Source organism: Ruegeria sp. C11, from assembly GCF_056537725.1.
The window spans coordinates 1-22,211 of sequence record NZ_JBQFSB010000013.1 but is presented as its reverse complement, the minus strand read 5'-3'; the positions used below and the strand labels follow the sequence as shown (position 1 = coordinate 22,211).

Annotated in this window: 27 protein-coding genes and 1 tRNA gene; 8 read left to right on the top strand and 20 right to left on the bottom strand. The window is 53.3% G+C overall.

The window, feature by feature from the left end:
* The 12 genes from ACR0NA_RS19350 to ACR0NA_RS19295 form a co-directional block, all read right to left on the bottom strand.
* Positions 1–435, bottom strand: coding sequence for a DUF302 domain-containing protein (locus ACR0NA_RS19350; protein ID WP_480731812.1), 435 nt, complete (start codon positions 433–435; stop codon positions 1–3).
* 79 nt (positions 436–514) lie between these two features.
* Positions 515–1,777, bottom strand: coding sequence for an FCSD flavin-binding domain-containing protein (locus tag ACR0NA_RS19345; RefSeq protein ID WP_480731810.1), 1,263 nt, complete (start codon positions 1,775–1,777; stop codon positions 515–517).
* Between the two features lie 24 nt (positions 1,778–1,801).
* Entirely contained in the window at positions 1,802–2,509 is a 708-nt protein-coding gene (locus ACR0NA_RS19340) for a c-type cytochrome (protein ID WP_480731808.1), read from the bottom strand.
* 2 nt (positions 2,510–2,511) lie between these two features.
* Positions 2,512–3,837: a c-type cytochrome gene (locus ACR0NA_RS19335; protein ID WP_480731806.1), complete on the bottom strand. Its 1,326-nt coding sequence runs from the start codon at positions 3,835–3,837 to the stop codon at positions 2,512–2,514.
* Complete coding sequence (gene soxC, locus ACR0NA_RS19330) at positions 3,821–5,083, bottom strand: sulfite dehydrogenase (RefSeq protein WP_480731804.1); 1,263 nt, start codon at positions 5,081–5,083, stop codon at positions 3,821–3,823. Before soxC ends, ACR0NA_RS19335 begins: the two co-directional genes overlap by 17 nt.
* 24 nt (positions 5,084–5,107) lie before the next feature.
* Entirely contained in the window at positions 5,108–6,805 is a 1,698-nt protein-coding gene (gene soxB / locus ACR0NA_RS19325) for a thiosulfohydrolase SoxB (RefSeq protein ID WP_480731802.1), read from the bottom strand.
* An 87-nt stretch (positions 6,806–6,892) separates the two neighbouring features.
* Positions 6,893–7,738 (bottom strand): sulfur oxidation c-type cytochrome SoxA, encoded by an 846-nt coding sequence (soxA, locus tag ACR0NA_RS19320; protein ID WP_480731800.1) that lies wholly within the window; start codon positions 7,736–7,738, stop codon positions 6,893–6,895.
* A 70-nt stretch (positions 7,739–7,808) separates the two neighbouring features.
* Positions 7,809–8,138, bottom strand: a complete 330-nt coding sequence (gene soxZ, locus ACR0NA_RS19315; RefSeq protein WP_480731798.1) for a thiosulfate oxidation carrier complex protein SoxZ — start codon at positions 8,136–8,138, stop codon at positions 7,809–7,811.
* 34 nt (positions 8,139–8,172) lie between these two features.
* A complete protein-coding gene (soxY, locus tag ACR0NA_RS19310; RefSeq protein WP_170655480.1) occupies positions 8,173–8,589 on the bottom strand; it encodes a thiosulfate oxidation carrier protein SoxY in 417 nt (138 codons plus the stop codon).
* A 46-nt stretch (positions 8,590–8,635) separates the two neighbouring features.
* Positions 8,636–9,112 carry a sulfur oxidation c-type cytochrome SoxX gene (gene soxX / locus ACR0NA_RS19305; RefSeq protein WP_480449556.1) on the bottom strand — a complete coding sequence of 159 codons (477 nt, stop codon included), beginning with the start codon at positions 9,110–9,112 and terminating at the stop codon, positions 8,636–8,638.
* A 131-nt stretch (positions 9,113–9,243) separates the two neighbouring features.
* On the bottom strand, positions 9,244–9,822 hold the full coding sequence (locus ACR0NA_RS19300; RefSeq protein ID WP_480731796.1) for a thioredoxin family protein: 579 nt from the start codon (positions 9,820–9,822) through the stop codon (positions 9,244–9,246).
* A 14-nt stretch (positions 9,823–9,836) separates the two neighbouring features.
* Positions 9,837–10,577 carry a cytochrome c biogenesis CcdA family protein gene (locus ACR0NA_RS19295; RefSeq protein ID WP_480731793.1) on the bottom strand — a complete coding sequence of 247 codons (741 nt, stop codon included), beginning with the start codon at positions 10,575–10,577 and terminating at the stop codon, positions 9,837–9,839.
* Between the two features lie 80 nt (positions 10,578–10,657).
* Between ACR0NA_RS19295 and ACR0NA_RS19290 the strand changes: the two genes are divergently transcribed.
* The 3 genes from ACR0NA_RS19290 (at position 10,658) to ACR0NA_RS19280 (ending at position 12,545) form a co-directional block, all read left to right on the top strand.
* Positions 10,658–11,032, top strand: coding sequence for a hypothetical protein (locus ACR0NA_RS19290; protein WP_480731791.1), 375 nt, complete (start codon positions 10,658–10,660; stop codon positions 11,030–11,032).
* Between the two features lie 100 nt (positions 11,033–11,132).
* Positions 11,133–11,441: an ArsR/SmtB family transcription factor gene (locus ACR0NA_RS19285; protein WP_170543314.1), complete on the top strand. Its 309-nt coding sequence runs from the start codon at positions 11,133–11,135 to the stop codon at positions 11,439–11,441.
* Positions 11,442–11,483: 42 nt separating this feature from the next.
* Positions 11,484–12,545, top strand: coding sequence for a YeeE/YedE family protein (locus tag ACR0NA_RS19280; RefSeq protein WP_480731789.1), 1,062 nt, complete (start codon positions 11,484–11,486; stop codon positions 12,543–12,545).
* Between the two features lie 185 nt (positions 12,546–12,730).
* Here the strand turns inward: ACR0NA_RS19280 and ACR0NA_RS19275 are convergent, their stop codons facing one another.
* From ACR0NA_RS19275 to ACR0NA_RS19245, 7 genes are all read right to left on the bottom strand, one after another.
* Complete coding sequence (locus tag ACR0NA_RS19275) at positions 12,731–14,449, bottom strand: SulP family inorganic anion transporter (RefSeq protein ID WP_480731787.1); 1,719 nt, start codon at positions 14,447–14,449, stop codon at positions 12,731–12,733.
* A gap of 12 nt (positions 14,450–14,461) precedes the next feature.
* The gene (locus ACR0NA_RS19270) at positions 14,462–14,800 is read right to left on the bottom strand and encodes a protein tyrosine phosphatase family protein (RefSeq protein ID WP_480731785.1); all 339 of its coding nucleotides are present in this window, start codon (positions 14,798–14,800) and stop codon (positions 14,462–14,464) included.
* A gap of 19 nt (positions 14,801–14,819) precedes the next feature.
* Complete coding sequence (locus ACR0NA_RS19265; RefSeq protein WP_480731783.1) at positions 14,820–15,701, bottom strand: MBL fold metallo-hydrolase; 882 nt, start codon at positions 15,699–15,701, stop codon at positions 14,820–14,822.
* A gap of 37 nt (positions 15,702–15,738) precedes the next feature.
* The gene (locus tag ACR0NA_RS19260) at positions 15,739–16,167 is read right to left on the bottom strand and encodes a DUF6691 family protein (RefSeq protein ID WP_480731781.1); all 429 of its coding nucleotides are present in this window, start codon (positions 16,165–16,167) and stop codon (positions 15,739–15,741) included.
* A gap of 4 nt (positions 16,168–16,171) precedes the next feature.
* Positions 16,172–16,603 (bottom strand): YeeE/YedE family protein, encoded by a 432-nt coding sequence (locus ACR0NA_RS19255; RefSeq protein ID WP_480731779.1) that lies wholly within the window; start codon positions 16,601–16,603, stop codon positions 16,172–16,174.
* A gap of 85 nt (positions 16,604–16,688) precedes the next feature.
* Positions 16,689–17,360, bottom strand: coding sequence for a Crp/Fnr family transcriptional regulator (locus tag ACR0NA_RS19250; protein ID WP_480731777.1), 672 nt, complete (start codon positions 17,358–17,360; stop codon positions 16,689–16,691).
* A gap of 175 nt (positions 17,361–17,535) precedes the next feature.
* Positions 17,536–17,871 (bottom strand): hypothetical protein, encoded by a 336-nt coding sequence (locus ACR0NA_RS19245; RefSeq protein WP_480731775.1) that lies wholly within the window; start codon positions 17,869–17,871, stop codon positions 17,536–17,538.
* Between the two features lie 113 nt (positions 17,872–17,984).
* On the opposite strand from ACR0NA_RS19245, the gene ACR0NA_RS19240 reads away from it, so the two are divergent.
* From ACR0NA_RS19240 to ACR0NA_RS19220, 5 genes are all read left to right on the top strand, one after another.
* Entirely contained in the window at positions 17,985–18,188 is a 204-nt protein-coding gene (locus ACR0NA_RS19240; protein ID WP_480731773.1) for a hypothetical protein, read from the top strand.
* A gap of 47 nt (positions 18,189–18,235) precedes the next feature.
* Positions 18,236–18,562: a potassium channel family protein gene (locus ACR0NA_RS19235; RefSeq protein WP_480731771.1), complete on the top strand. Its 327-nt coding sequence runs from the start codon at positions 18,236–18,238 to the stop codon at positions 18,560–18,562.
* 170 nt (positions 18,563–18,732) lie between these two features.
* Complete coding sequence (locus ACR0NA_RS19230) at positions 18,733–19,812, top strand: AI-2E family transporter (protein WP_480731769.1); 1,080 nt, start codon at positions 18,733–18,735, stop codon at positions 19,810–19,812.
* A complete protein-coding gene (locus ACR0NA_RS19225; RefSeq protein WP_170651246.1) occupies positions 19,809–20,873 on the top strand; it encodes an HlyD family secretion protein in 1,065 nt (354 codons plus the stop codon). The genes ACR0NA_RS19230 and ACR0NA_RS19225 overlap by 4 nt, the downstream gene beginning before the upstream one ends.
* On the top strand, positions 20,863–21,879 hold the full coding sequence (locus tag ACR0NA_RS19220; protein ID WP_480731767.1) for a hypothetical protein: 1,017 nt from the start codon (positions 20,863–20,865) through the stop codon (positions 21,877–21,879). Before ACR0NA_RS19225 ends, ACR0NA_RS19220 begins: the two co-directional genes overlap by 11 nt.
* Before the next feature lie 242 nt (positions 21,880–22,121).
* Here ACR0NA_RS19220 and ACR0NA_RS19215 read toward each other — a convergent pair.
* A tRNA-Met gene (locus ACR0NA_RS19215) sits at positions 22,122–22,198 on the bottom strand.
* Positions 22,199–22,211: the final 13 nt, after the last annotated feature.

Below are 22,211 nucleotides of genomic sequence, written 5' to 3'. Positions count from 1 at the left end.
TCAGTTCCCAACGGCTTCTTCTACGATCCCGGACAACAGGGTCTGAACCTTTTGCATTGGTCCATCAGGATAGCTTCGGTATCCAACCATCACGCCATCGTCGTCTTCGGCTACAAAAACCCCATAGGGGCAGAAGCCAATATTCATCGGGTCTGCTTCCATCACTTCACGCGAGATTTTTGCCGAGCAGAAGATGAAGATGTCTGCAGCTGCAAATATCTGTTTGTCGCTACCGACATCAGTGCCTGTTCGATTCAACATGTCGCCGACGTGGCTTATATAGTCGATGACCAGTCCCTGTCCCACAATCGCGGACTCGACGGCGAACGTTGCATCATCAAAACTGCCGTCGAAGGGTATAGTGATAATCTCTTCTGCCAGCCCTTGGCTCGCCAGAACTGTGGAAAACGCGGCTGCCGCAATAAAGTGTTTCATGGTTTTAGTCCTCCTCCTGAACCGCATTTCTCAGATTGATCATCGGGGTCTTTGACACCGGTCAAAGCCCCCGATTGCCTCAACCAAACATGTCCGACGTGATACCGGCGTACCAACCCAGTGACTCTTCATAAGTCGCTTTTCTCAAATCGGCATCTTCACCGGTTTGACTGATAAAGCCATCGACTTTCGCGATCTTTTCTGGCGTCGCCTCATAGGTTGCGCCAACCTTAACGCCATCATCGGTATCGATCAGCGACCAGCATGTGTTCGAGAACTTGGCCGGGAATACTTTAGATCCGGTCAACGCACCTCGTACCGCATTCGCACATACTTTCGCCTGGCTGTTTGCCGAAAAACCGGATTTCGGCATGTCACCCTGCTGGCTGGCATCACCAAGAACATAAACGTCCGGATCGGCTTTGGAGGACATGTCCGCGGCGTTCACTGGTGCCCAGTTGCCGTCGGTTACTCCCGCCATTTCCGCAATGCGGCCGGCTTTCATCGCTGGGATTACATTGCAGACATCGACCTTTGTCTCTTCGCCGTCGATGGTCACCGTCATTGCATCCGGGTTTACGGATACATTGCCACCGCCGAAATCTTCGCCGATCCAGTCAACCATTCCTTCATAGTTGTTTCCCCAGCCTTCTTGGAACAAAGCCATTTTCGAGAATTTCGGCTTCGGATCGGCCACAATGATCTTTGCTGTTGGGTTGTTTGCCTTCAGCACATGAGCGACCATCGAAACCCGTTCATACGGCCCGGGCGGGCAACGGTACGGGTTAGGAGGCGCGACCATCGCGAAGGTACCACCTTCGGGCATCGCCATGATCTGGGCTTTTAGCAGCTCGGTCTGGGAACCAGCCCTGTACGCATGCGGCATCTTGTTTTGCGCCAAGACGTCCCAGCCCTCAACCGCACCATCAACAAAGTCGATACCCGGGCTAAGGATCAGTTTGTCATACGGAACTGATCCGCCGCCGGCCAAAGAAACCGTCTTGGCATCGCGATCAACCCCTGTGGCCCAATCATGCACGACGTTGATGCCGTAGTTTGCAGCAAGCGTGCCATAGCTGTGGGCGATGTCCGAAAGCTCCTGAAAACCTCCCAGATACAGGTTTGAGAAGAAACAGGTGTAATAGGTCCGCGACGGCTCAATCAGCGTCACGTCGATCTCACCTTTGCTGTCCTTCGCTATGTAACGCGCGGCAGTCGCACCGCCCGCACCTCCGCCGACAACCACTACGCGGGGCTTGCCTTGAGCCAGCACCATGGGAGCAGATAGACCCGCGGCCACTACCCCGGCGGCTCCAAGAAATACTCGTCTATTGAGTGTCATCGCGTTTCCTCCCCTTACACACTGTCAGTCTGGATTATTGAAGTATGCGGCCAATGCCGCGATTTCGTCATTGCTCAGCCGCCCAGCGATCATTTGCATGACCGGATGTGGCCGCTGTTTGTCCTTGTAAGCGTGCATAGCGACTACGAAGTCTTCGTCAGGCCAATACACAATCGAAGGAATGCCCTCATCGCCTCCTTCGATCTGGTGGCATGTCGTACATTCGCTGCTGAGATATGCGCCGTACTCAGGATCTCCTTGAATCGCCAGGATCGTGGGATCAATCGAATGATCAGTGCCTTTTGCGGTTGGATCCGCTTCCGGGATATCCCGAGGATTGTCGGAAAACTCCCGCAAATAGGCGATCACGTTGGCGCGGTCTTGCGGGTCTTTCAAACCGCGAAAACTCATCCTCGTGCCTGACGCAAATGAGCGTGGGTTTTCGATGTAGGCGGACAGAGTGTCAGCGTGCCATTCCAGACCCGAGCTACCTGCACGCACAAGGCTCTTGGAGTATTTGAACCCGTCGAGGCCTGCTGCTTTCCGACCAAAAACACCGTTCAGATGCGGCCCGATTTTATTTTCGGCTCCTTCTCCAACCTGATGACAACCTTTGCATTTGGCAAACACCACTTTCCCGGCGTCAGCATCACCAAGGTCATCTGCCGCGTGGGTCGATGGAGCGAACGCAACCAAAAGCGTTGCGCAGGTTAGAATGCACGACCACCGCACGATCAGCTTCCGAAAGACTTGAGGTAGACGATCACGGCTTCAATATCGTCCGGTTTCTTTAGACCCGCAAATGACATGCGCGTGCCTTTAATGTAGTCCTTGGGTTTTGTCAGGAAGGCCGCCATTTCTTCTTCGGTCCAAACAAGACCAGCCTCGGCCGCGGCTTTCATAGCCTTGGAGTATTTGAACCCTTCAACCGACCCTGCGTTGGCCCCGATAACCCCGTTCAGCGCCGGCCCCGTACTATCCTTTGCACCGTCACCAACCTGATGGCAGGATTTACACTTCTTAAAAACTTTTTCTCCGGCGGCGAATAGTTCTGTAGTCTGATCAGCCTCTTCGATTTCTTGAACGGCCGGTGCCGCGGTGGCCCCTTCCTCAGGCTTTGGCGCTGCGGTCGGAATAAACGACGGCCCTTCTGCCGTAAACGTGGGCAACCCGTCAGCGCTTGCGTCGTTCATGACCGAGTTCGAACCGCCCTCCGGAGGAGTCTCAACCAGAAAAACAGAGCGCATCGTAACAGCGGTCTCTGTCTTGCAATTTTCCATGCAAGGCTCGTCGCGCCATTCCGCGTATTCCGTTTCGGGTCGAACGTCGACGACAAAGCCGTCCATATTGTACATCTTGAAATCGGCGAAGTTTTCGTTGTTGAGCTCGAAATCGTCGTCCACCAGATCATTGGAATAAAGGATGTAGGCGACAATTGCGTATGTCTCGTCCGCTGTCAGTGTGCCCGCTTCACCAAATGGCATTGAGCGGGAAATGTAATCCCAAGCGGTCGACAAATGCGGCCAATAGGACCCAACGGTTTTTACCGGATCTTCATCTGCAAGCGTATCGAAACCACCTGCCAGAACAGGCCAATTGTCGGCACCTTCGGCAAACTCGCCGTGACAAGACGCGCAACGGTCGACAAACACTTCCTCTCCGGTCCAGACGTCGCCCGATCCAACCGGCAAACCGCGCCCGTCGGGCAAGACGTCAACGTCCCAGGCCGCGATCTCTTCCTCCAGTGCATGACGTCCAAGCCCATAAGTGCCATCGTGGCTGGGCGCGGGTGCGGTTAAGTTCGTACCATTTGCAATCCGTTCCTCAGCGGCAGCTCGAATTTCTTCAACTTTCAGCTCCAGTTCAGCAGCTCGGTTGGCTTCTGCTTGCGCATTTTCTTGGGCTACTGCTGCATGCGTTTCAACCTGACCAATCCGTGTTTCTAAAGTTTCTATCTTCGATTGGCCGTAATTCCGGTTCGCGATAGCCACTGCCGCCGCAAGCACCAACGCCGTGCCGCCGAATACAGGCAGGAAAACATGACTAAGAGACTTCGACATTCTCAGCGATCCCTTCTGCGCTCACGTACCAAGTCTGGATACAGTTGTTGTGGTAGACCGAGTTTTCTCCGCGCTTTTCGCGCAGTTGGTCTTTGGTCGGCTGCACATAGCCAGTCTCGTCTATCGCCCGGGCCTGTAACAACATTGGTGCTCCGTCCCAATTCGTATCGAGATAGAAACGCGTCAAAGCCTTGCTGTCGCCCTGCTTGCCAAGACGCGCCGTCTCCCAGGTGATCCCACCGTCCTTAGACACATCGACCCGCGTAATTTGTCCGTGACCTGACCAGGCAAGTCCGGAAATGACTAGGGGGCCCGGTCCGTGTTTAATCGGCATTTGCGGACTGGGTGATGTAATGACGGATTTTGCATCCATCACCCAAGTCCATTTCTGGGCTGTGCCATCGGCGTAGACATCGGTGTATTTTGATGTTTCTTCGCGGCTTTCGACCGCCATATCGACGACCTCGATGCGGCGCAGCCACTTGACCCACATGTTACCTTCCCACCCCGGAACAACCAGTCGCACGGGGTATCCATGTTCCATGCGCAGTGCTTCTCCATTTGCCTTGAAAGCCACCAGCACGTCATCCAGCGCTTTTTCCATCGGGATGGAGCGGCCATTGGATGAGGCGTCTGCGCCTTCAACATAGACCCATTTGTCCGGTGAGACATCCGCACCTGCTTCCTGCAACAGCGTGCGCAGCGGAACGCCGGTGTATTCCATATTGTGAATCATGCCGTGGGTAAATTGGACGCCGTTAAGTTGCGCCCCCGCCCACTCCATACCGGTGTTCGCAGCGCATTCGCAGAAATACACATGATTTTCGCGCGGGAAACGCTCAATGTCTTCGTAAGTAAACACAAGCGGGCGATCGACGAGCCCGTTGATCATCAGGCGATAGTCTTCCTTGCGCAGCTCGATAGCGCCCGAATGGTGACGTTCAAAGGCGCATCCTTGCGGAGTGATTGTGCCATCGAGCGCATGGATCGGTGTGAAGTTGATCGACGAAATCGGAGAGGCGGTCAGCCATTCCACGTTGCGCCGAACGACATGGGATTCGAAGCTGATTGGCATGCCATAAGGAGACTCATCGACACCGGCACCCGTGTAAGATGCCCAATCCTGAAGCTCCGTTATAAGTGGGTCGGGCGTGTCTGCCACTGCCGCACCCGCAACTGACCCTGCGGCGACCGCAGCACTGCCTTTCAGGAAGGCCCGGCGGGACGGTTTGAACGCGTCATCCATATCTCTTAGGTCTCCATCGGTTTCTTAAGCGCCGACAACATCGACACTGGTGTTCTCTTGCACCGTGACGGTGCCAAGGTTGCGAATATGGTTTTCGACGACATCCCAGATCGGCGGACCCTCAGTACCTTCGTTGACACTGGCCCAACCAGCCACGACATAGTTTTTCGATGGATCAATCACTTCACCCGTTTTGAGCAAAGTCATTTCGCTAATCCGCTGCCCTTGTGGTTTGGTCACATCGATGCGGTAGCCAAGCCCACCGACGCGAACCATATCACCGCCCTGCTGGTAATAGGGGTCTGGGTTAAACAGATTGTCACCGACATCCTCGAGGATCACATGGATGAATTCGCCAGTCATTTCTGTGCGATAGGCATTTGGATACGACATCGATGTGACGTTCCAAATGTCCTCGCGCGTAATTTCCTGCCCAGGCAGGATTGAGGGTCCCCAACGGACGCCAGGCGACATCGCGATGTCTGCCTCACGCTCATTGATCAGGGCATCGCAGATCAGATCATCCCAAGTGCCGTTAAAGTTGCCGCGGCGGTAGAGCAACGAGTCCGTTTTGCCGATCACTTCACTTAGCGCCGCCTCATAAGGTGCGCGCTGATCGTTTATCAGGCCAGTGATCGCTGGATCTGGAGCGATAACGTCAGAGAAGATTGGGATCAGCTTGTGCTTCAGCCCCATCATCTGACCGTCCCGCACGTCCAGATCCACACGGCTGACGAATTTGCCGTTCGAGCCAGACGCTATGATATGCGTTTTACCCACCAGAACGGGCTCGGGCAGCGCGTCATGAGTGTGCCCGCTAAGGATCACGTCAATCCCCTGAACCCGACCTGCCATCTTCTTATCCACGTCAAAGCCGTTATGGCTTAGGACGACAACGACATCGGCTCCGGCATCGCGAACCTCATCAACCATGGCCTGCATGTTTTCATCCCGAATACCGAATGAATATTCTGGGAACATCCAGCCTGGGTTCGCGATAGGCATGTAAGGAAACGCTTGCCCGATAACAGCGACCTTTGCACCGCCCCGTTCAAAGAACTTATAGGGTTGGAACAATTCTACAGGTTCGTCCCACTCGGCATCAAAGATGTTTTGACCCAAGGCCGCAAAGGGCAAACCTTCGACGATTTCATTAACTCTATCGCTGCCCAACGTGAATTCCCAATGGAAGGTCATAGCATCAGGTTTGAGCGCATTCATGACATTGACCATGTCCTGACCGGCCGTCTGATAGCAGGTGTAGGAACCGTGCCAAGTATCGCCTCCGTCCAATAGAAGGGCATCGGGGCGGTCAGCACGTATGGCGTTGATGACGGTTGAGACACGGTCCAATCCACCGACCCGACCGTAGGTCCTGGCCAGCGCAGAGAAATCATTGTAAGTCAGCGCATAGGCTGACGGGCTTCCATCTTCGATCCCGTAGGCCTTGCGGAACGCCGCCCCTGTGACATGCGGCATCTGTCCTCGCGCATCGCCAATGCCCAGATTTATTTCTGGTTCACGAAAATAGATCGGATTGAGTTGCGCGTGAATATCGGTGACATGGATCAAGCTGATATTGCCGAAGGTCCCGAACTCCAGAAGTTGATCCTGTGTCAGGCTTTGCTGCGCAGCTAGTCTGGCCCAGTTGCCGAACCCGAACGCTCCGTAAATAGCCGAGGCAGCCATTGAAACCTGCAAGAAGTCACGTCGAGAAATCATCTATCAGCTTTCCTGTTACACATATAAATGTGTGAATGTTAATTGCATGAAAAACCCGCGCAGGACATTGCCCACGCGGATCGTTCGTTATTGACGTACTGCAGGAGTTTCGACTGAAAGTCCGTTGCCGCGAGACGCAACGTAGAGCTCAAGCGCGCGAAACTCATCCGATCCTTCGGCAAAAGTTTCCGCCCGCGTATCGCGAATACAACCGCGGAAACGATTGTGGCGCGAGATCAGCTTGGCCTGTTTCAGACGATATGTCGGGAACCCGTTGATCATACCTTGGCTAAGGTGGTCCGCTCGGATCATATTGCCCCAGTTTTCTTCATGACAATTGGCACAGCTTAGCTCCAGCTGGCCATAACGGGTGTAGTACATTTCTTTACCCTGTTCCCAGAACGGGGCAGCATCGCCATCAATAGCGACGTTCATTGGCAAACCGCGTGACTGCAGACCGATTAAGGCGACCATGCCCTGCATATCGCCCCCGGACCATTTCCAGGCATCGGCTTCCATGTGGTCCGTACGGCACTTGTTGATCAGATCTTCCATGACGACCAGCTTACCAGTTTCGGCATCCACCTTTGGCATGGACGCCTGCAATCCCTTGAAGCTTTCCACCCCATCGTGGCATGAGGCACAGCTCTCGCCAGCGGCACCGTCAACGGTCTCGAAGAGATCGGCGGCCTGATCGACGAAGATCATTGCAGGATTGTCGAAGTCATCAATTTGAAGCGCTTGCGTTTCATCCGTGCGAAAATGCCAACCCGAATAGATCGTGTCCAAATTTTCCAGATGTGCCGGAGCTTCAGTGACCGAGGTCATGTCCAGCTCATCATTGATCACAAGATTCTCTTCGTCAGGACCGGCCATTGCCGCCACTGGGAAAACCAGAAATGCCGCGATCGCCGTTAGTGCCTTGGTATTCATTGCGTTCCTCCCTTAGTGGACCAGCGCCAGAATTTGCAACCAGCGCTGACCTTCCTTAGTGGTCGAGCCGTTAGGCAATCTCGATCGTTTTCTTCTCGTCGTAGACAGAGCCATCGTCATCGTACCAGGTGAAAATAAACTCACCGGCTTCTGGCACGGTTGCTTCAAACTGGAAGTACGGATTGGTCGAAATGGCAGGCTCCATAGTTACATCAACCACCGTTTCTCCATTGAACTCGCAGGTGAACCGATTGATGATCGAACGCGGGATGACGTTGCCTTCTTTATCCTTACGCTGGCCGCTTTCCATCTTGTGGCTGATCAGTGTCTTGATCGTTATGGTTTCACCAGCAGCGGCTGTTTTTGGAACCTTGACGCGGGGTTTTACACCGGATGCCATTGGTTAATCTCCTGTTCTTCAGGGCGCGCGGCGGTCAGCCGCCGCAGCCGCCGATTGTCACTTTCACGGTCGCGGACGCTTTGGCAAAACTGCCATCTGCCATCTTCGCCACAGCAATGACATCCTGCGTTCCGGCAAGACGGATGCGGGTTGAAGCGGCTTGTTCAGCTGCCAAAGGGCCGAAATTGAATGTCGCGACACCCGGTTCGGGGTTGCCTGCAGCCACGATCAGAATTGCAGCGGCACCCGGGGCACTCACTTCGATAGGTACAGTATTTCCGTTTTCTGCGATTTCCGGAGCAGTCAACGTAACACCGCCATCAGCCATATCTGCCCCGCCTGTAAATGCCGCGATGGCATCTTCAGCAGCTGCATTTGCCTGAAGCGGCATAATTGTCAGGAACGCGGCGCCCAGCCCAAGGGCCAGTGTCTCGCGGCGAGAGAGTTCCATTTTCAATCTCCTTTGATTCTTCGAATATCCGCGCCAGAAAGCGCAGTTATTCTTCTTTCAGGGTCGCAAGAAACGCGACCACGTCCTCGATTTCTTGTGCTGTCAGGATCGACGTCAAAGGCGCGGTTGGGGCTTTTCCGGTATAGGCGTCGCCCGGGCGGATATAGCCATCATCCTTGTAGAACGCAGGCATCACCGTGCCTTCGAATGTCATCTTTGCATTTGCGACCAATCCGCGAAGTTCTGCTTCGGTCCAACGATCACCGGCGCCATCCAGCATCGGGCCAACTTCGCCATGGAACGGGATGTCGGCCAAAGCCGAAACCGCGTGGCATGCCACGCAATTGCCTTTTGACTTGTCGCCAACGATCAGCGCGCCATTTTCCGCATCACCATTAGCGCCAGTCAAAGAGACTTCGATAGCACCATAGTCGTCATAGGTTACGTCTTTCGGGTCTGTATCTGCCGCATATGCAGCAACACCCGTCATTGCGCAGACCAATGTTAAGAGTCTCAGCTTCATGATCCCTCCCATTTGCTAACACGCCGGCGGCGCTTTGCGACCCAAAGCATTTGTGTACCGTAGTCGACGAGTACCGCCTGTCGCAACATTAAATTCATCATAATGAATTTTTTTATTTGTAACGACAGCACTCAATCTTGAGAAACATTGTTTCGCTCCTGAATTCGCCGGGCATGATACCGTTGGAAATCTTCACCATTATCAAGTTCGTATCGTTTCTCGTCGATCCAGGTGAATAGATCTAAGGTTGTTCCCTTGGAGAAAGCTCCCGGCATCACAGCGACCGCAGCGTCAATGGCTGTGGCAGCCTCGGGCACCTCTTCCGGCAGAAAAACAAGTGTCGGGGTAAACAGAATCCCCCATTTGCGCATCAGCGCTCGTTGCTCATTCTCTTCCCCGTCAAAGTCGGTGGCCGCGGTGCTGCCATGCAAATCCAATTGGACGACAAAGAAATTCTCTTCGATAAATGCCGCCAGGTCAGGCTGGGTGAACACCTCTTCATGCATCTTTTTGCAGTAGATGCAGCCCTGTTGTTCAATAAACAACACCATCCGTTTGCCCTCGCTTGAGGCCTCTTCAAGATCCTCTCGGAGGTCTTTGAATGTGTCGCGCATCCACGGCGTTTTATGCAAACCGTCGTCGCCCAGTTCAGCGGCGAAAAGTGTCCCGCCTATAAGGCATGCGATCAATACCGACAAAACTCGATTCATGTCTTCCTCCCGAATTAACCAATGGCTGCGAGCCAAGGCATATGGTCGAGCATCCATTGTGCGATGTGGTTGATGGAGTTTGTTGCGATGAGAGCACCAAAGAGCACCAGAAAACCACCCATGGCTTTTTCGATGAGGGGCAAGTGCTTTCTGAATTGCGCCATCCATTTCATGAAGGGGCGAACCAGAAAGGCCGCCAGAACAAATGGTGCGGTCATTCCAACCCCATAGACGAACAGCAGCACCGCTCCACGCCAAGCCGTTTCGGTTCCGGCCGCTGTAAACAGAATCGCAGCGAGGACCGGCCCGACGCAGGGCGTCCAACCAAAAGCAAATGCCAAGCCCAGAACATAAGCCCCAATCAGGCTAACGCTTGATGTCTCACCGACGTCCGCACGAAATTGTCGATACAGGAACCCGATGCGAATAAACCCCAAGAAATGCAGGCCCATCGCAATGATGATTGCCGCGGCGATCCAACGCAGGATGTCGAAATACTCTCGTACCAGTTGCCCGAAAATCGACGCAGTCGCTCCAAGTGCCATGAAGATCGTAATGATACCAGCCGCAAATGCCATTGCAGAAAGCGTTGCCTTGCGACGAACGCCGGCGGAAAGTGTTGACCCCGAAGAGATTTGATCAATCCCGACGCCCGCGAGATAACTGAGGTAAAACGGAACAATAGGTAGGATGCAGGGCGACAGGAACGACAACAGCCCTGCGACTAAAGCTCCTGCAAATGTAATGTCGAGCATGGTCAAACCCGTCCTGACGCGCTATCATTCACACATTCAAAATAATAAAGATATATCGCTGCGGTCAATCGGAGCTTGAGATGCGCCACCTACTTCTGCTTTTGCTTGCGATCACCTTGCTAGTTTCTCCCGTGGTTTCACGAGCAGAGATGACGCTTCTGATGGCCGAAGAAAATGGGTGTATATGGTGCGCACGTTGGGATGCCGAAATTTCGGAGACCTACCCCAAGACACCAGAAGGACATGCCGCTCCACTTCAGCGCATCGATATCCACGCAGCTATGCCTGATGGTATCGCCTTAGAGCGGCCTCTTTACTACACGCCCACCTTTGTTCTGCTGGACAATGGCCAAGAGGTCGGCCGGATCGAAGGTTATCCCGGCGAAGATTTTTTCTGGGGGTTGCTGGGCGTTTTACTGCGTGACGCGGGGGTACCGATTGAGACCTCTGGATAAACTGTGTCGCATTACATAAACTGTTATGAATGCGTGAAGCTATGAAAGCGAGGCGATCTAGTTGGACAAATCTTCGAAACTGCCTGTGTTCTCTACGGACATGTGCGCCGAAGACATGGACAGAATGATGGAAAATGCTCAGACGGCGTCAAGTTTTCTCAAGGCAATTAGCCATGAAGGGCGCTTGATGATCTTGTGCTATCTGTCCTCGGGTGAAAAATCTGTCACGCAGATGGAAGAAATGCTCTCGGCACGTCAGGCTGCCGTGTCTCAGCAACTATCCCGCTTGCGCTTTGAGGGCTTGGTCAAGACGCGACGCGAGGGGAAAACGATCTACTACAGATTGGCGGATGATCGATCGACACAGATCCTGGAAGTCGTCTACGATCTATTCTGCAGGGAGAAGTAGAAGCCGCCAAAAATAACCGCCAGCTTTGGGAGGAGACTGGCAATGTTCGAAGCATTGGGAGACGCCAACACCGTTGCCCTGATCGGTTTGATCGGTGGCATTGTGTTGGGCTTGGCCGCACGTATTGGCCGTTTTTGCACGTTGGGTGCAATCGAAGATTACCTTTACGCAGATGATGACCGGCGTCTGCGCATGTGGGCAATTGCGATCGGCGTTGCAATTGTCGGTAGCCACTCAGCCATGGCTTTAGGGTGGTTGGACGCTGTTGGAACAAGGTATCTTGCACAGACCTGGAACCCACTTGGGTCGATCGTGGGTGGCCTCATGTTCGGTTACGGAATGGCCATCAGCGGAAACTGCGGCTATGGCGCGCTGGCAAGGCTTGGGGGCGGCGACCTTCGATCATTCGTCATCGTTTTGATTATGGGTCTATCTGCTTACGTTGTCATGTCCGGGCCCTTGGCGTATTTCCGCGTTTGGGTCTTTCCCGAGGAAATGGATCTTAGTGGCCCCCAGAGCATTAGCTTCCTTGCCGAACAACTGACCTCTGTCCCAGCTTGGCTCATTGGCTCCGTTATTGGCGTTGCGTTGGTGATTTTCGCCTTGGCAAACCAGCGCTTCCGCCGCACTCCCGCACAGGTGTTTTGGGGATCTGTAGTTGGACTGGCGATTGTATCAGGATGGCTCGGCACGAATTGGGTTGCGACGCACGGTTTCGATGGTGAGCCAGTTCAAACCCATACCTTCGCTGCACCCCTTGGCGACACAATATTCTACCTTATGACGGCCTCTGGAAACACTTTGTCTTTTGCCGTCGGATCAGTCTCCGGCGTTCTCATTGGCGCCTTTTTGGGATCTTGGTCTAAAGGCCATTTCCGGTGGGAAGCATGCGAAGATCCACGTGAACTTAAGCGGCAAATGCTGGGCGCGGCAATTATGGGTCCGGGAGCGATCATCGCGGTTGGTTGCAGCGTCGGACAAGGCATTTCTGCCTTCTCACTTTTGGCCTACAGCGCGCCTGTAACATTCGCTGCCACCTTCGCCGGTGCAGCGCTTGGATTAAAACAACTCGTGTCTGGACTGTCCTTCATAGCTGAGCGTTGAGGTCTCAGTTCAAATAGGAATTCAGGTGTGTAGCACGGTTTCGGCGGTTCTCTTTTGTTCAGAATCCGATCGCCTTTGATGGCACATATGGGTACGAGGCGCTCATTCAACAAATAGGCTCATACATCCGCTATGCGGACCAAAGCGCTCGTTCAGATCACGTTAACAAACCAAGCTGATCTTGGTCACTCGCTCGCTTCTGCAATGAGCGTTGTCCACGCATCGTTCTGGGACAAGAAAACCCTGCCGTTCAGGCCGTCGACAATATGAGACCGTTTGAGTCTGTCCGTAACAGGACCCTTAACTTCGGACAGGTGTAGGCCAACGCCAAGCTCCTTAAGGCGGTGATTGATCGCCCCGAGAGTTTCCAGCGCTGAGTAGTCCACTTCGTTAACGGCGGAGAACATCAAAACAACATGTTTGACCTTCGTCCGCTCGGCAAGGCGACTGAAGATCAGTTCTTCCAAAAAGCCGGCGTTTACAAAGCAAAGGCTCTCGTCAATGCGCAGCGTCAACACTTTAGGTGCGGTTTCGACATCGTGGCGCAGGACATTTCGAAAGTGCTCTGTCCCGGGCACGCGGCCCACTTCCGCAACATGCGGTCGAGACGTCTTGTACAAATGCAAAAGTATTGAAATCACCACTCCAGACGCGACGCCGACTTCGACACCCAGACTGAGCGTCAGCAAAACCGTTGAAGATACCGCAATGAAGTCCGCACGGGAATAGTCCCATGTTCTGCGCAATATTGAAAAATCAACGAGGCTCAGAACCGCCACAATGATTGTGGCGGCCAACGTAGCGTTTGGCAGGAAGTACACCAATGGTGTCAACGCCAAGGCGGCGATCGCTAGGCCAAGCGCAGTATAGGCGCCAGCAGCAGGAGTTTCAGCGCCGGCATCGAAATTGACGACTGATCGCGCAAATCCCCCCGTGACTGGGTAGCCTCCGGTGAACGCTGCGCCTATATTGGCTGCGCCCAGTCCAATGAGTTCCTGGTCCGGATCAATCCGTTGACGTTTCTTGGCAGCCAAAGTTTGCGCGACTGAGACGGATTCGACAAAGCCAATCACTGAAATCAGAATCGCCGGAACCAACAGCGCTGCAAGCAAGTCGGGCGCAAATACTGGCAATGTAAGCGGCGGCAGGCTTTGCGGGACTTCCCCAACGATTTTCACACCCATTTCGACAAGATCTAAAGCCCAAACCGCAACCGTAGTGGCAACTACGGCGGCAACAGGTCCCGCCTTCGTTAAAATATCAGCAAGCGCCGCCGGAGCACCCACCCTCAATAATCCGGGTTTTAACCATCGGCGGGCCCAAAAAAGGAAGGCCGTCGCGCTGAGGCCGATAACGAGCGTAACCCAATTCACCTCATGCAAGTGCGCAGCAATCGATGCGAGGATCTCGAGCAATGTATGTCCGTGGGCATTCACACCCAAAATGTGCTTGAGTTGGCTGGCGGCGATCAAGATCCCAGATGCTGTGATAAACCCCGCAATCACCGGGTGGCTCAAAAAATTAGCCAGGAAGCCCAGCCGCAAGAACCCCAAAAGCAACAGGAAACTGCCAGAAAGAAATGCAAGGGTCAGTGCCGCAACCGCGTAGCCTGCCGTGCCTTGTTCAGCAACCTGACTGACCGCTGACGCTGTTAACAGTGAGACAACGGCAACCGGGCCAACCGCTAAGGCGCGACTGGTTCCAAATATTGCGTAAAGAAGAATTGGCGCGATGGATGCATACAACCCCGCTTCTGGAGGCAATCCAGCCAGGAGCGCGTAGGCCAAGGATTGGGGTATCAGCATGATGGTGACGATCACCGCCGCCATCAGATCGTTAGAAAGCTCTGCCCGTCCATAGCTGCGAGCCCAACTCAGAACCGGCAGATATTGCGCCGCCCGCATCATCACCTCCCGCTACGCCGCAGTATGTCGTGGTTCGTGCCACAGCGTTGCAGCGCGCTGACCGCTTCGGCAGTAGCCAAGGACAGGCTCGGGCAGCTCTGCCAACGCCTTAGAAAATGCAATGTGGTTCGCTTCTGTTGCGCCGGAGGGTTTGACCGGCACATAGCGAGCTTGAAGACCTTGCGCCTTGGCGCATTCTTGGATCTTGCCAAAGGTAGGCTGACCCTTTTGTTCACCGTCAGGGCGCGCACAGATCAGCGAGCGAAATCCAAGCGTTTTGACTTCCGCCAAGTCATCGGTCTCCAATTGATCGCAAGTACTGAAGTTGTCGGAAATTTGGGTGATTTCCATCGCTCTCATCCTTTCAAAATCAGAGTTTGTTGACCGGAACCTTGAGCTTGGGGTTGCCGTCCACGTCCGTTGGCACCTCACCCGCACGCATATTTACCTGAAGTGATGGGATGATCAGCTTCGGCATTGCCAGCTGAGCATCTCGTTCTGTCCGGAACTTGACGAACTCTTCTTTTGATTTGCCACCACCAACATGGATATTGTGGGCTTTCTCATCGCCGACAGTTGTTGCCCAGGCGATGTCTCGCCCGTTTGGTCCGTAGTCATGACACATGAAAAGTCGTGTTTCGTCCGGCAAGATCAGGACTTTTTGAATGCTATGGTAAAGCGTTGCTGCATCGCCGCCGGGAAAATCTGCGCGCGCCGATCCCCCATCCGGCATGAACAAAGTATCGCCCACAAAAGCCGCATCTCCTGCGACATGTACCATGCAAGCCGGCGTATGGCCGGGAGTGTACATTGTGAACACCTGCATATTGCCAACCATGTACGTATCGCCGTCTTCGAAAAGCTGATCGAACTGGCTGCCATCACGCTGGAACTCGGTACCTTCGTTGAAGACCTTTCCAAACGTGTCCTGCACAATCATGATTTTTGAACCAATGCCGATTTTTCCCCCAAGCTTTTCTTGGATATACGGCGCTGCACTCAAATGATCGGCGTGAACATGGGTCTCAATGATCCATTCCAAGTTCAGATTTTGGCTTACGATCTGGTTGATGAGCTCGTCTGCGTGATCGTAAGTAATGCGCCCCGCCGCGTAGTCAATGTCCATTACGCTATCGACAATGGCACATGAGTTCGAGGTTGGATCCTTCACAATATAGCTGATGGTGTTCGTCGCCTCATCGAAGAAGGCCCGAACGGCCGGCTTGATGTTCATGTTCACGGGATACGTCATCTGATTGTACTCTTGAGAGGTTGAGGGAAATCGGTGACTACGTCGCCGACTGAACAGGGCGCCCGAAAAGGAGCCTGCGCAGTACAAACCCGGCAAGAACGGCAACTAGAAAGAGAGCGACTTCCCAACGCCCGGTGCCAAGTGCCGGTATAGCAGCGCCGGGGCAGAAACCTGCAATTCCCCAACCGATGCCGAAGAGAGCCGAACCACCAACCAATCGCTTGTCTACGGCCATCGCGCTTGGGATCTGAAAACGCCCGCCAAAGAGCGGCGTTGTTTGCCGCCAGGCGAATCTGTAGCCGAAAAAAGTGACCAGGAGCGCACCACCCATAACAAAGGTGAGGCTAGGATCCCACGTCCCGGCAATATCGAAGAAATTCAGAACTTTGGCCGGATCCATCATGCCCGACACAGCGATACCAACGCCAAAGATCAGGCCAGTAAACAAAGCAAAAACAAGTTTCATTGCATTACACTCCAAAGACATGACGGATCAGGAAGACTGTGATTGCAGCTGTGACCATGAAGGTCGGCACTGCGACCAAAGAGCGAACAGACAGCCGAGATAGTCCGCAAACACCATGCCCTGAAGTGCAGCCAGACCCGAGACTGGCGCCCAGGCCGACGATCACACCACCGGTCACGATCATAGTCGGGCTGACAGGTACCGTGAGTTCAGGCATTGCACCGGTCGCAGCATAGATCAGGCCCGGTGCGAGCATCATTCCCACAACTAAGGCTGTTCGCCAGGCGAATTCCTCGCGGTTTTCTGGAAATGCCAAGCCGGACAATATGCCCGTTGCACCCATGATACGTCCTAGTCCAAGCATCAAAAGCACGGAACCAAGTCCAATTGCGAGCCCGCCTCCAAATGAGGCGATCGGTGTAAACGCTGTTACCATCAGGCGTCTCCGGTTGTTCATGTTGCAACCTGATTACCGGCCGGCACCTTACTCTTCAGTGACAATGTCACTTAACTCAAAGAATTCATGCGCTGCTCGCCAAACGCTCCAATTGAGGTTTGTTCTGTAGGGTGATCCGCCCTCTCGTCTGAAGGATAAGTCCGCGCTTTTGAAAATCGTTCAGTATGCGTGAAACAACCTCACGCGCTGTCCCTAACTCGTTTGCCAAAGCCTGATGCGTCGCCGGAATTTCGGAATGGCCTTCTCCTAGCGCCAAAAGGCGCTCTGCCAGTCGAACGTCCATTCTGCCAAAGGCGACATCGTCGACCACGCGCAGAAGATCAATCAACCGACGAGAATAAGCCGAGAAAACGAAACCGCGAAAACTGTCTTCTTCAGCAGCGAGCCTATCAAAAGAGGTTTTTGGTAATGTGATGGCCGTAACGTCGGTCTCGGCAATACCCTCAGCATTATACGCTTCCTCGGACAGCATGCAGGCGGTGGTCAGCACGCAGCTCTCTCCAGCCTCAACGCGATACAGCACGATTTCTCGCCCGGCATCAGAGCTTTGGGAAACGCGTATGCGGCCGGCATGCAAAAAGATCAGACTGTCCGGGATGTTGTCGGGTCCAAAAACTTGCTGGCCCTGCTTATATGATACCACGCGTGCTTCATGTAGAAGCTTATCCCTGACCCGCCGAGGTAGGTTTCTCGTGCCAAGAAAGCTTTCGGTCCAATCTCCGACAAATGACTTCAATTTATGTCCTATGCCCTGTGCGTTTGGTTCACTGGTTCCCTACAAAGATGCGGTGGCACGCGATCTGGATCAATGTCTCTCTTCGCTTTTCAGACCAGCTAGATCCGAGCATCGCCCAACATTGGTCAGCCGACTGGCTATTAACGCACGGCTCAGCTCTTTGGCCGCTTCGGGTTCACAGCAGACGTTCGCCAAATGCCTCAAACAGGAACTTGTTGAGACACTCGTTGGCCAGAGATTTCTGCCTTGCTTCAGCGATCAAGTTTTGAAGAATATTGGGTGCTGCGAAGAGCAGCGGCTTTCCATAGACCTCTCGCGCTACATCCCAGTTAGTGGGGCGCTGTGTTAGCCTAAAGCCCCCCATCACAGTCTTTTTCTTGCTCAAATGTCTACGCAAGCGCGACTGATCAATCTGAGGAAGTGCCGTGCCTCTTCTGACATTCATAAAGCACGCGCCCTCTTGCTTCCGGCAAAAGAATGAATGGATTGCCGCGACAAGAACCACGTCCATAAAAAAGAATGGACGAAGTTGTTTGATTAGGGTGCTTCGAGTGGCCTGAATGCTCGAAAGGACTGCCCTCGCGTCAAAGTAGTTCCAAAGCCGCCTTCTCAAATGCGCGGGATATGATCTCGGTGTGGAACAGCTCATTTTCCCAGCTGTATGTGCAAGTAAAGGGCAAGATGCAGGCCAAGCCAGGGGAAAGCGCCGTCGAGATCGGCCCGTTAAACCTTGAGGCTTACAAGATCTTCGAAAAAGAGACTTTTGACGCCTCCGTCCCAGTACCGAGGCTGGAGACGCGACAAGTGATTTCAAATAAACTCAAATAAATTCAAATAATACTATGTAATCGTTCATTAGGTGCTATGGTCAAGCCATGAACTCACTCACCAGGATAACAAAAGGGATCAGTGTCGCCTTTAAGGATGGCAGAGTGAAGGGTCTTCTTGCTTTCACAACTGGCATGATCTTATGGGCGTCGGTGTTTTATCACTTCGTCGAAGGTTGGAGTTGGCTCGACTCCGTGTATTTCTCTGTTGTCACAATTTCGACAGTCGGGTTTGGTGACTTCTCTCCTGAAACCGCTGCAGGGAAGGTTTTTACAATGGTATACATCATTGTGGGGCTTGGTATCTTCGTGACAGCAGCGACTACAGTGGCTGATACAATTCTATCTCAGGATGACAAAAAGTCGAAAAAATAGACGGTACCCAATTGAACTAAAAGCGGGCGTTTTCGAAAGCAACGCCTTGATCAATGGCTCAAGCCTCCTTTTTAATACCTATAAATTACAACATACTACGCGATCCTTTCCAAAAAAATCACACATCTTGTTTTTTGAGTGTAACATTCAGAAAACAATGGAGGGATGGTATGGAAAAGACTCAGGACGCGAAGATTGTCGATCTCGCAATTCGTTTGTTGTTTCTCGGACTATTCCTTTACAGCGCATTGGTAATGATCGCCCCGCTCGCAAGTGTGGTGATCTGGGCGACGATCCTTTGTGTGGCACTTTATCCGGTTTTTGATTGGCTGCAGTCTAAGCTGGGGGGACGAAAAAAACTTGCAGCGACAATACTGGTTCTCTTGGGCCTTGTGTTGACATTGGGGCCCGTCGCAACAGCCGTTTCTGGCGCCGCTGAATTGGGTTCTGAGTTTGCCGAACAGGCCGATAGAGGAGAATTGAAAATCCCGCCAGCCCCTGACGGCATCAAAGAGCTGCCGCTAGTCGGGGAAAAAATCGCTGACGTCTGGGGAATGTTTGAACGAAACCTGGACGGTGCGCTTGCAAAATATGGGGCGCAAATACTGGAGATCACCAAGTCTCTGTTTGGAAAAGTATTGGGCATTGGAATAGGACTATTGGGCCTTGCGCTTTCCGTTTTGATTATGGGCGCCCTGTTCAGCCCCGGACCGAACCTTGTGCAAGGCCTTCAACGATTTGCCAATCGTGTCTTCGCCCCACGCGGCGGTGAGTTCGTAACATTGGCAGGCGCAACGATCCGCAACGTCACCAAGGGCGTGATCGGCGTCGCCGCCATACAAGCTGTCGTTGTTTGGCTACTGTTGGTATTGTTCGGCGTTAACTCGGCTGCGACGCTGGCATTCATTTGCCTGATATTATCGATCATCCAGATTGGCCCCGGCTTGGTTCTATTACCGGTGATTATCTACGCATGGAGTTCGATGTCAGGTGGTGCTGCCTTGGTCTTCACCATACTGGCTGTCCCGGTGACGATCATGGACAGCTTCCTGCGTCCCGTTTTCATCTCGAAGGGCCTTGAGACGCCAATGCTTGTGATCCTAATCGGGGTCCTCGGCGGCATGATGGCCTATGGTTTGATCGGTATTTTCATGGGGCCCGTTCTGTTCGCTGTCTTCTACGAACTGTTCAAGGTCTGGATCGATGCCCCCACGGAGTCGAAAGACGCTGCTGATGGAGCAGCTACATGAGAAAGACAATTTGGACGACGCTGGCCATCATACTTTTCTTTCTGGTCTGGTACCTTGTCGCGGACCGAAAAACCCCATTCACCGGAAACGCCAGAGTAAAGGCCATTGCTACCCAAATCGTTCCGCAGGTCACTGGTACTGTAACTGAGGTTCTTGTCCAAAATGGTCAGGTCGTCTCAGCTGGAGATGTTCTGGTTCGGATCGATCCCAGACCCTATGAAATTGATCGCGACAAGGCCGAAGCCGACCTGGAAGCAGCTACCCAAGAGGTAGGCGCATCCTCGGCAGAGGTCAGCGCGGCCCAAGCCAAACTGGCTAGAGCTCAGAGCGACCTCGACACGATGCGCATACAGACCGAACGTGTCTTTGCGTTGGAAAAGAAGGGCTTGATTGCCGTCTCAAAGGCCGATGATGCGCGCGGGCAATTGGCAGAGTCCGAAGCCAATTTCGAGAACGCCCAAGCGGACTTGGAAAAAGCCAAGCAAAGGCTTGGCGATGACGGAATCGAAAACCCGAAAATCCAGCGAGCTCTGGCGGCTTTGGCAGATGCCGAACTTAATCTGGAGTGGACAGAACTACGTGCTCCGGCAACAGGTGTCGTATCCAACCTACTGATCGCCCCCGGGACGTATGCAAGGTCTGGCCAAGATCTTTTGACGTTCCTAGATGCGACAGACATCTGGATTGAGGCCTATTTCACCGAAAATAACCTCGGCAGGGCGTCGGTTGGCTCTCCTGTCGATGTGGTGCTGGATATGCATCCAGGTCAGATTATTCCCGGTGTAATCGAAAGTTTCAGCGCAGCAGTTTCGCTGAGCGGCGGGGACGAACCCGGCCAATTGGCAAGCGCACCCAGTACCAAAGGTTTTTTACGCGAACCCGAACGGTTCCCGGTACGGATAATTCTGCCCGGTTACGAGGCTGGCAATGCCGAGGATGATCTTCGCTTTCAGTTGAACGGACAAGCGGACGTTATCATGTATCTCAGCGACAGTTCTTTGCTAAACACTGTCGGTCGCGCCTACATCCGCTTGGTTTCGATCTTTTCCTATGCGTACTGAAGACAAGCGCTCTGTCGCGCGGTTGACGCTGGGCGTGACGGGTGTGTTTTCGTTGGGTTTGTTTTTTGGTTGGCCACTTGCGGTTGTAGGCGCAGTGTTCACCGCGCTTTTCCTTCAAGCGCCCGCGGCGCTTCCTTTGGCTGCATTTGGCAAACTTTTCGTCTTCTCGATTGGACTGATGTTTATTTCGTTTCTGCTGTCATCGGTGTTCGCGCCATATCCTGTTGTGTTTCTCATTCTGGTGGCGCTCGGGATCATCCTGTCGTTCACTTGGTCGGTCTCTGGCGCCGGAGTTTTGCCGGGTGTCATAGCACTAATGGGCGCTTTGATGATCCCGAACCTCGTGCTGCAGTCTCAAGATCTGGCTTTGGTACTTGTGTTTTGGATTCCGATGAACCTGCTGTTTGCAGGTTTCGTATCAACGTTGATGTTTGTCCTGATACCTGTTGAACCCCAAACACCTGTCGAGAAAAAAACAGCAGCTTCGCCCGACTTCGATCCGTACCGCCGGATTATCAGAATGTCACTTGTTACAGTTCCGTTTGCCATGGCGTTCTTCGTGTCTGGCGCATCGGCGCTTTTGGTTTTGTTTTTTGTGGCACTTCTAAGTCAGCAACTTGCGGCAATGCCGGCCATGGGGAAAACCGTGGCCAAATCGATGTTGACCGCGAACCTACTTGGGGCTGCGGTGTCTATCATTTGCTATGAAATAAACGTAATAGCCCCCGTTTTTTTGACGCCCGTCGTGTTATGCTTTTTCTTTTGCCTAACGCTCGGCGCGCTCGGAAAATCGCAGGTACCTCTCGCCGCCGCCGCCGGATCTGCCATTACAACAGCATTGATCGTTTATGGCGGGTCCGTTGCACCCTTTTCCGACGAGGCAGACGTGAAAAGCATTACGCGCGTGTTACAAGTTGCAAGCGCGGCGATCTTTGTAATTATCGCATATGTCGTAGTGGACGAGTTCTTGCCGGAAAAGAAACGCCAAGCTCCATCCGAAGCCTAGCGCAAATTTCCTGGACAGTCTTTTCCAAAAGAATGTTCCGAGATTTTGCTGTTCGAAATCACCTACTGCGACACTGATTGGTGGCCTGCAGTGAACATCCAAATTAGGAAATGGGGAGCGACGAATTCGCTGCGCAGTTGTATCTGTTCTTTGCTGTGTAGCGTAGCACCGAGCGTAGGAGCTCTAAACACAAGAAGCCCCGCGTTGTGCGAGGTTAAGTGTTTATAACTGACTGATAATATTGGTTGCGGGAGCAGGATTTGAACCTGCGACCTTCAGGTTATGAGCCTGACGAGCTACCGGGCTGCTCCATCCCGCGACACTTTTTAAGA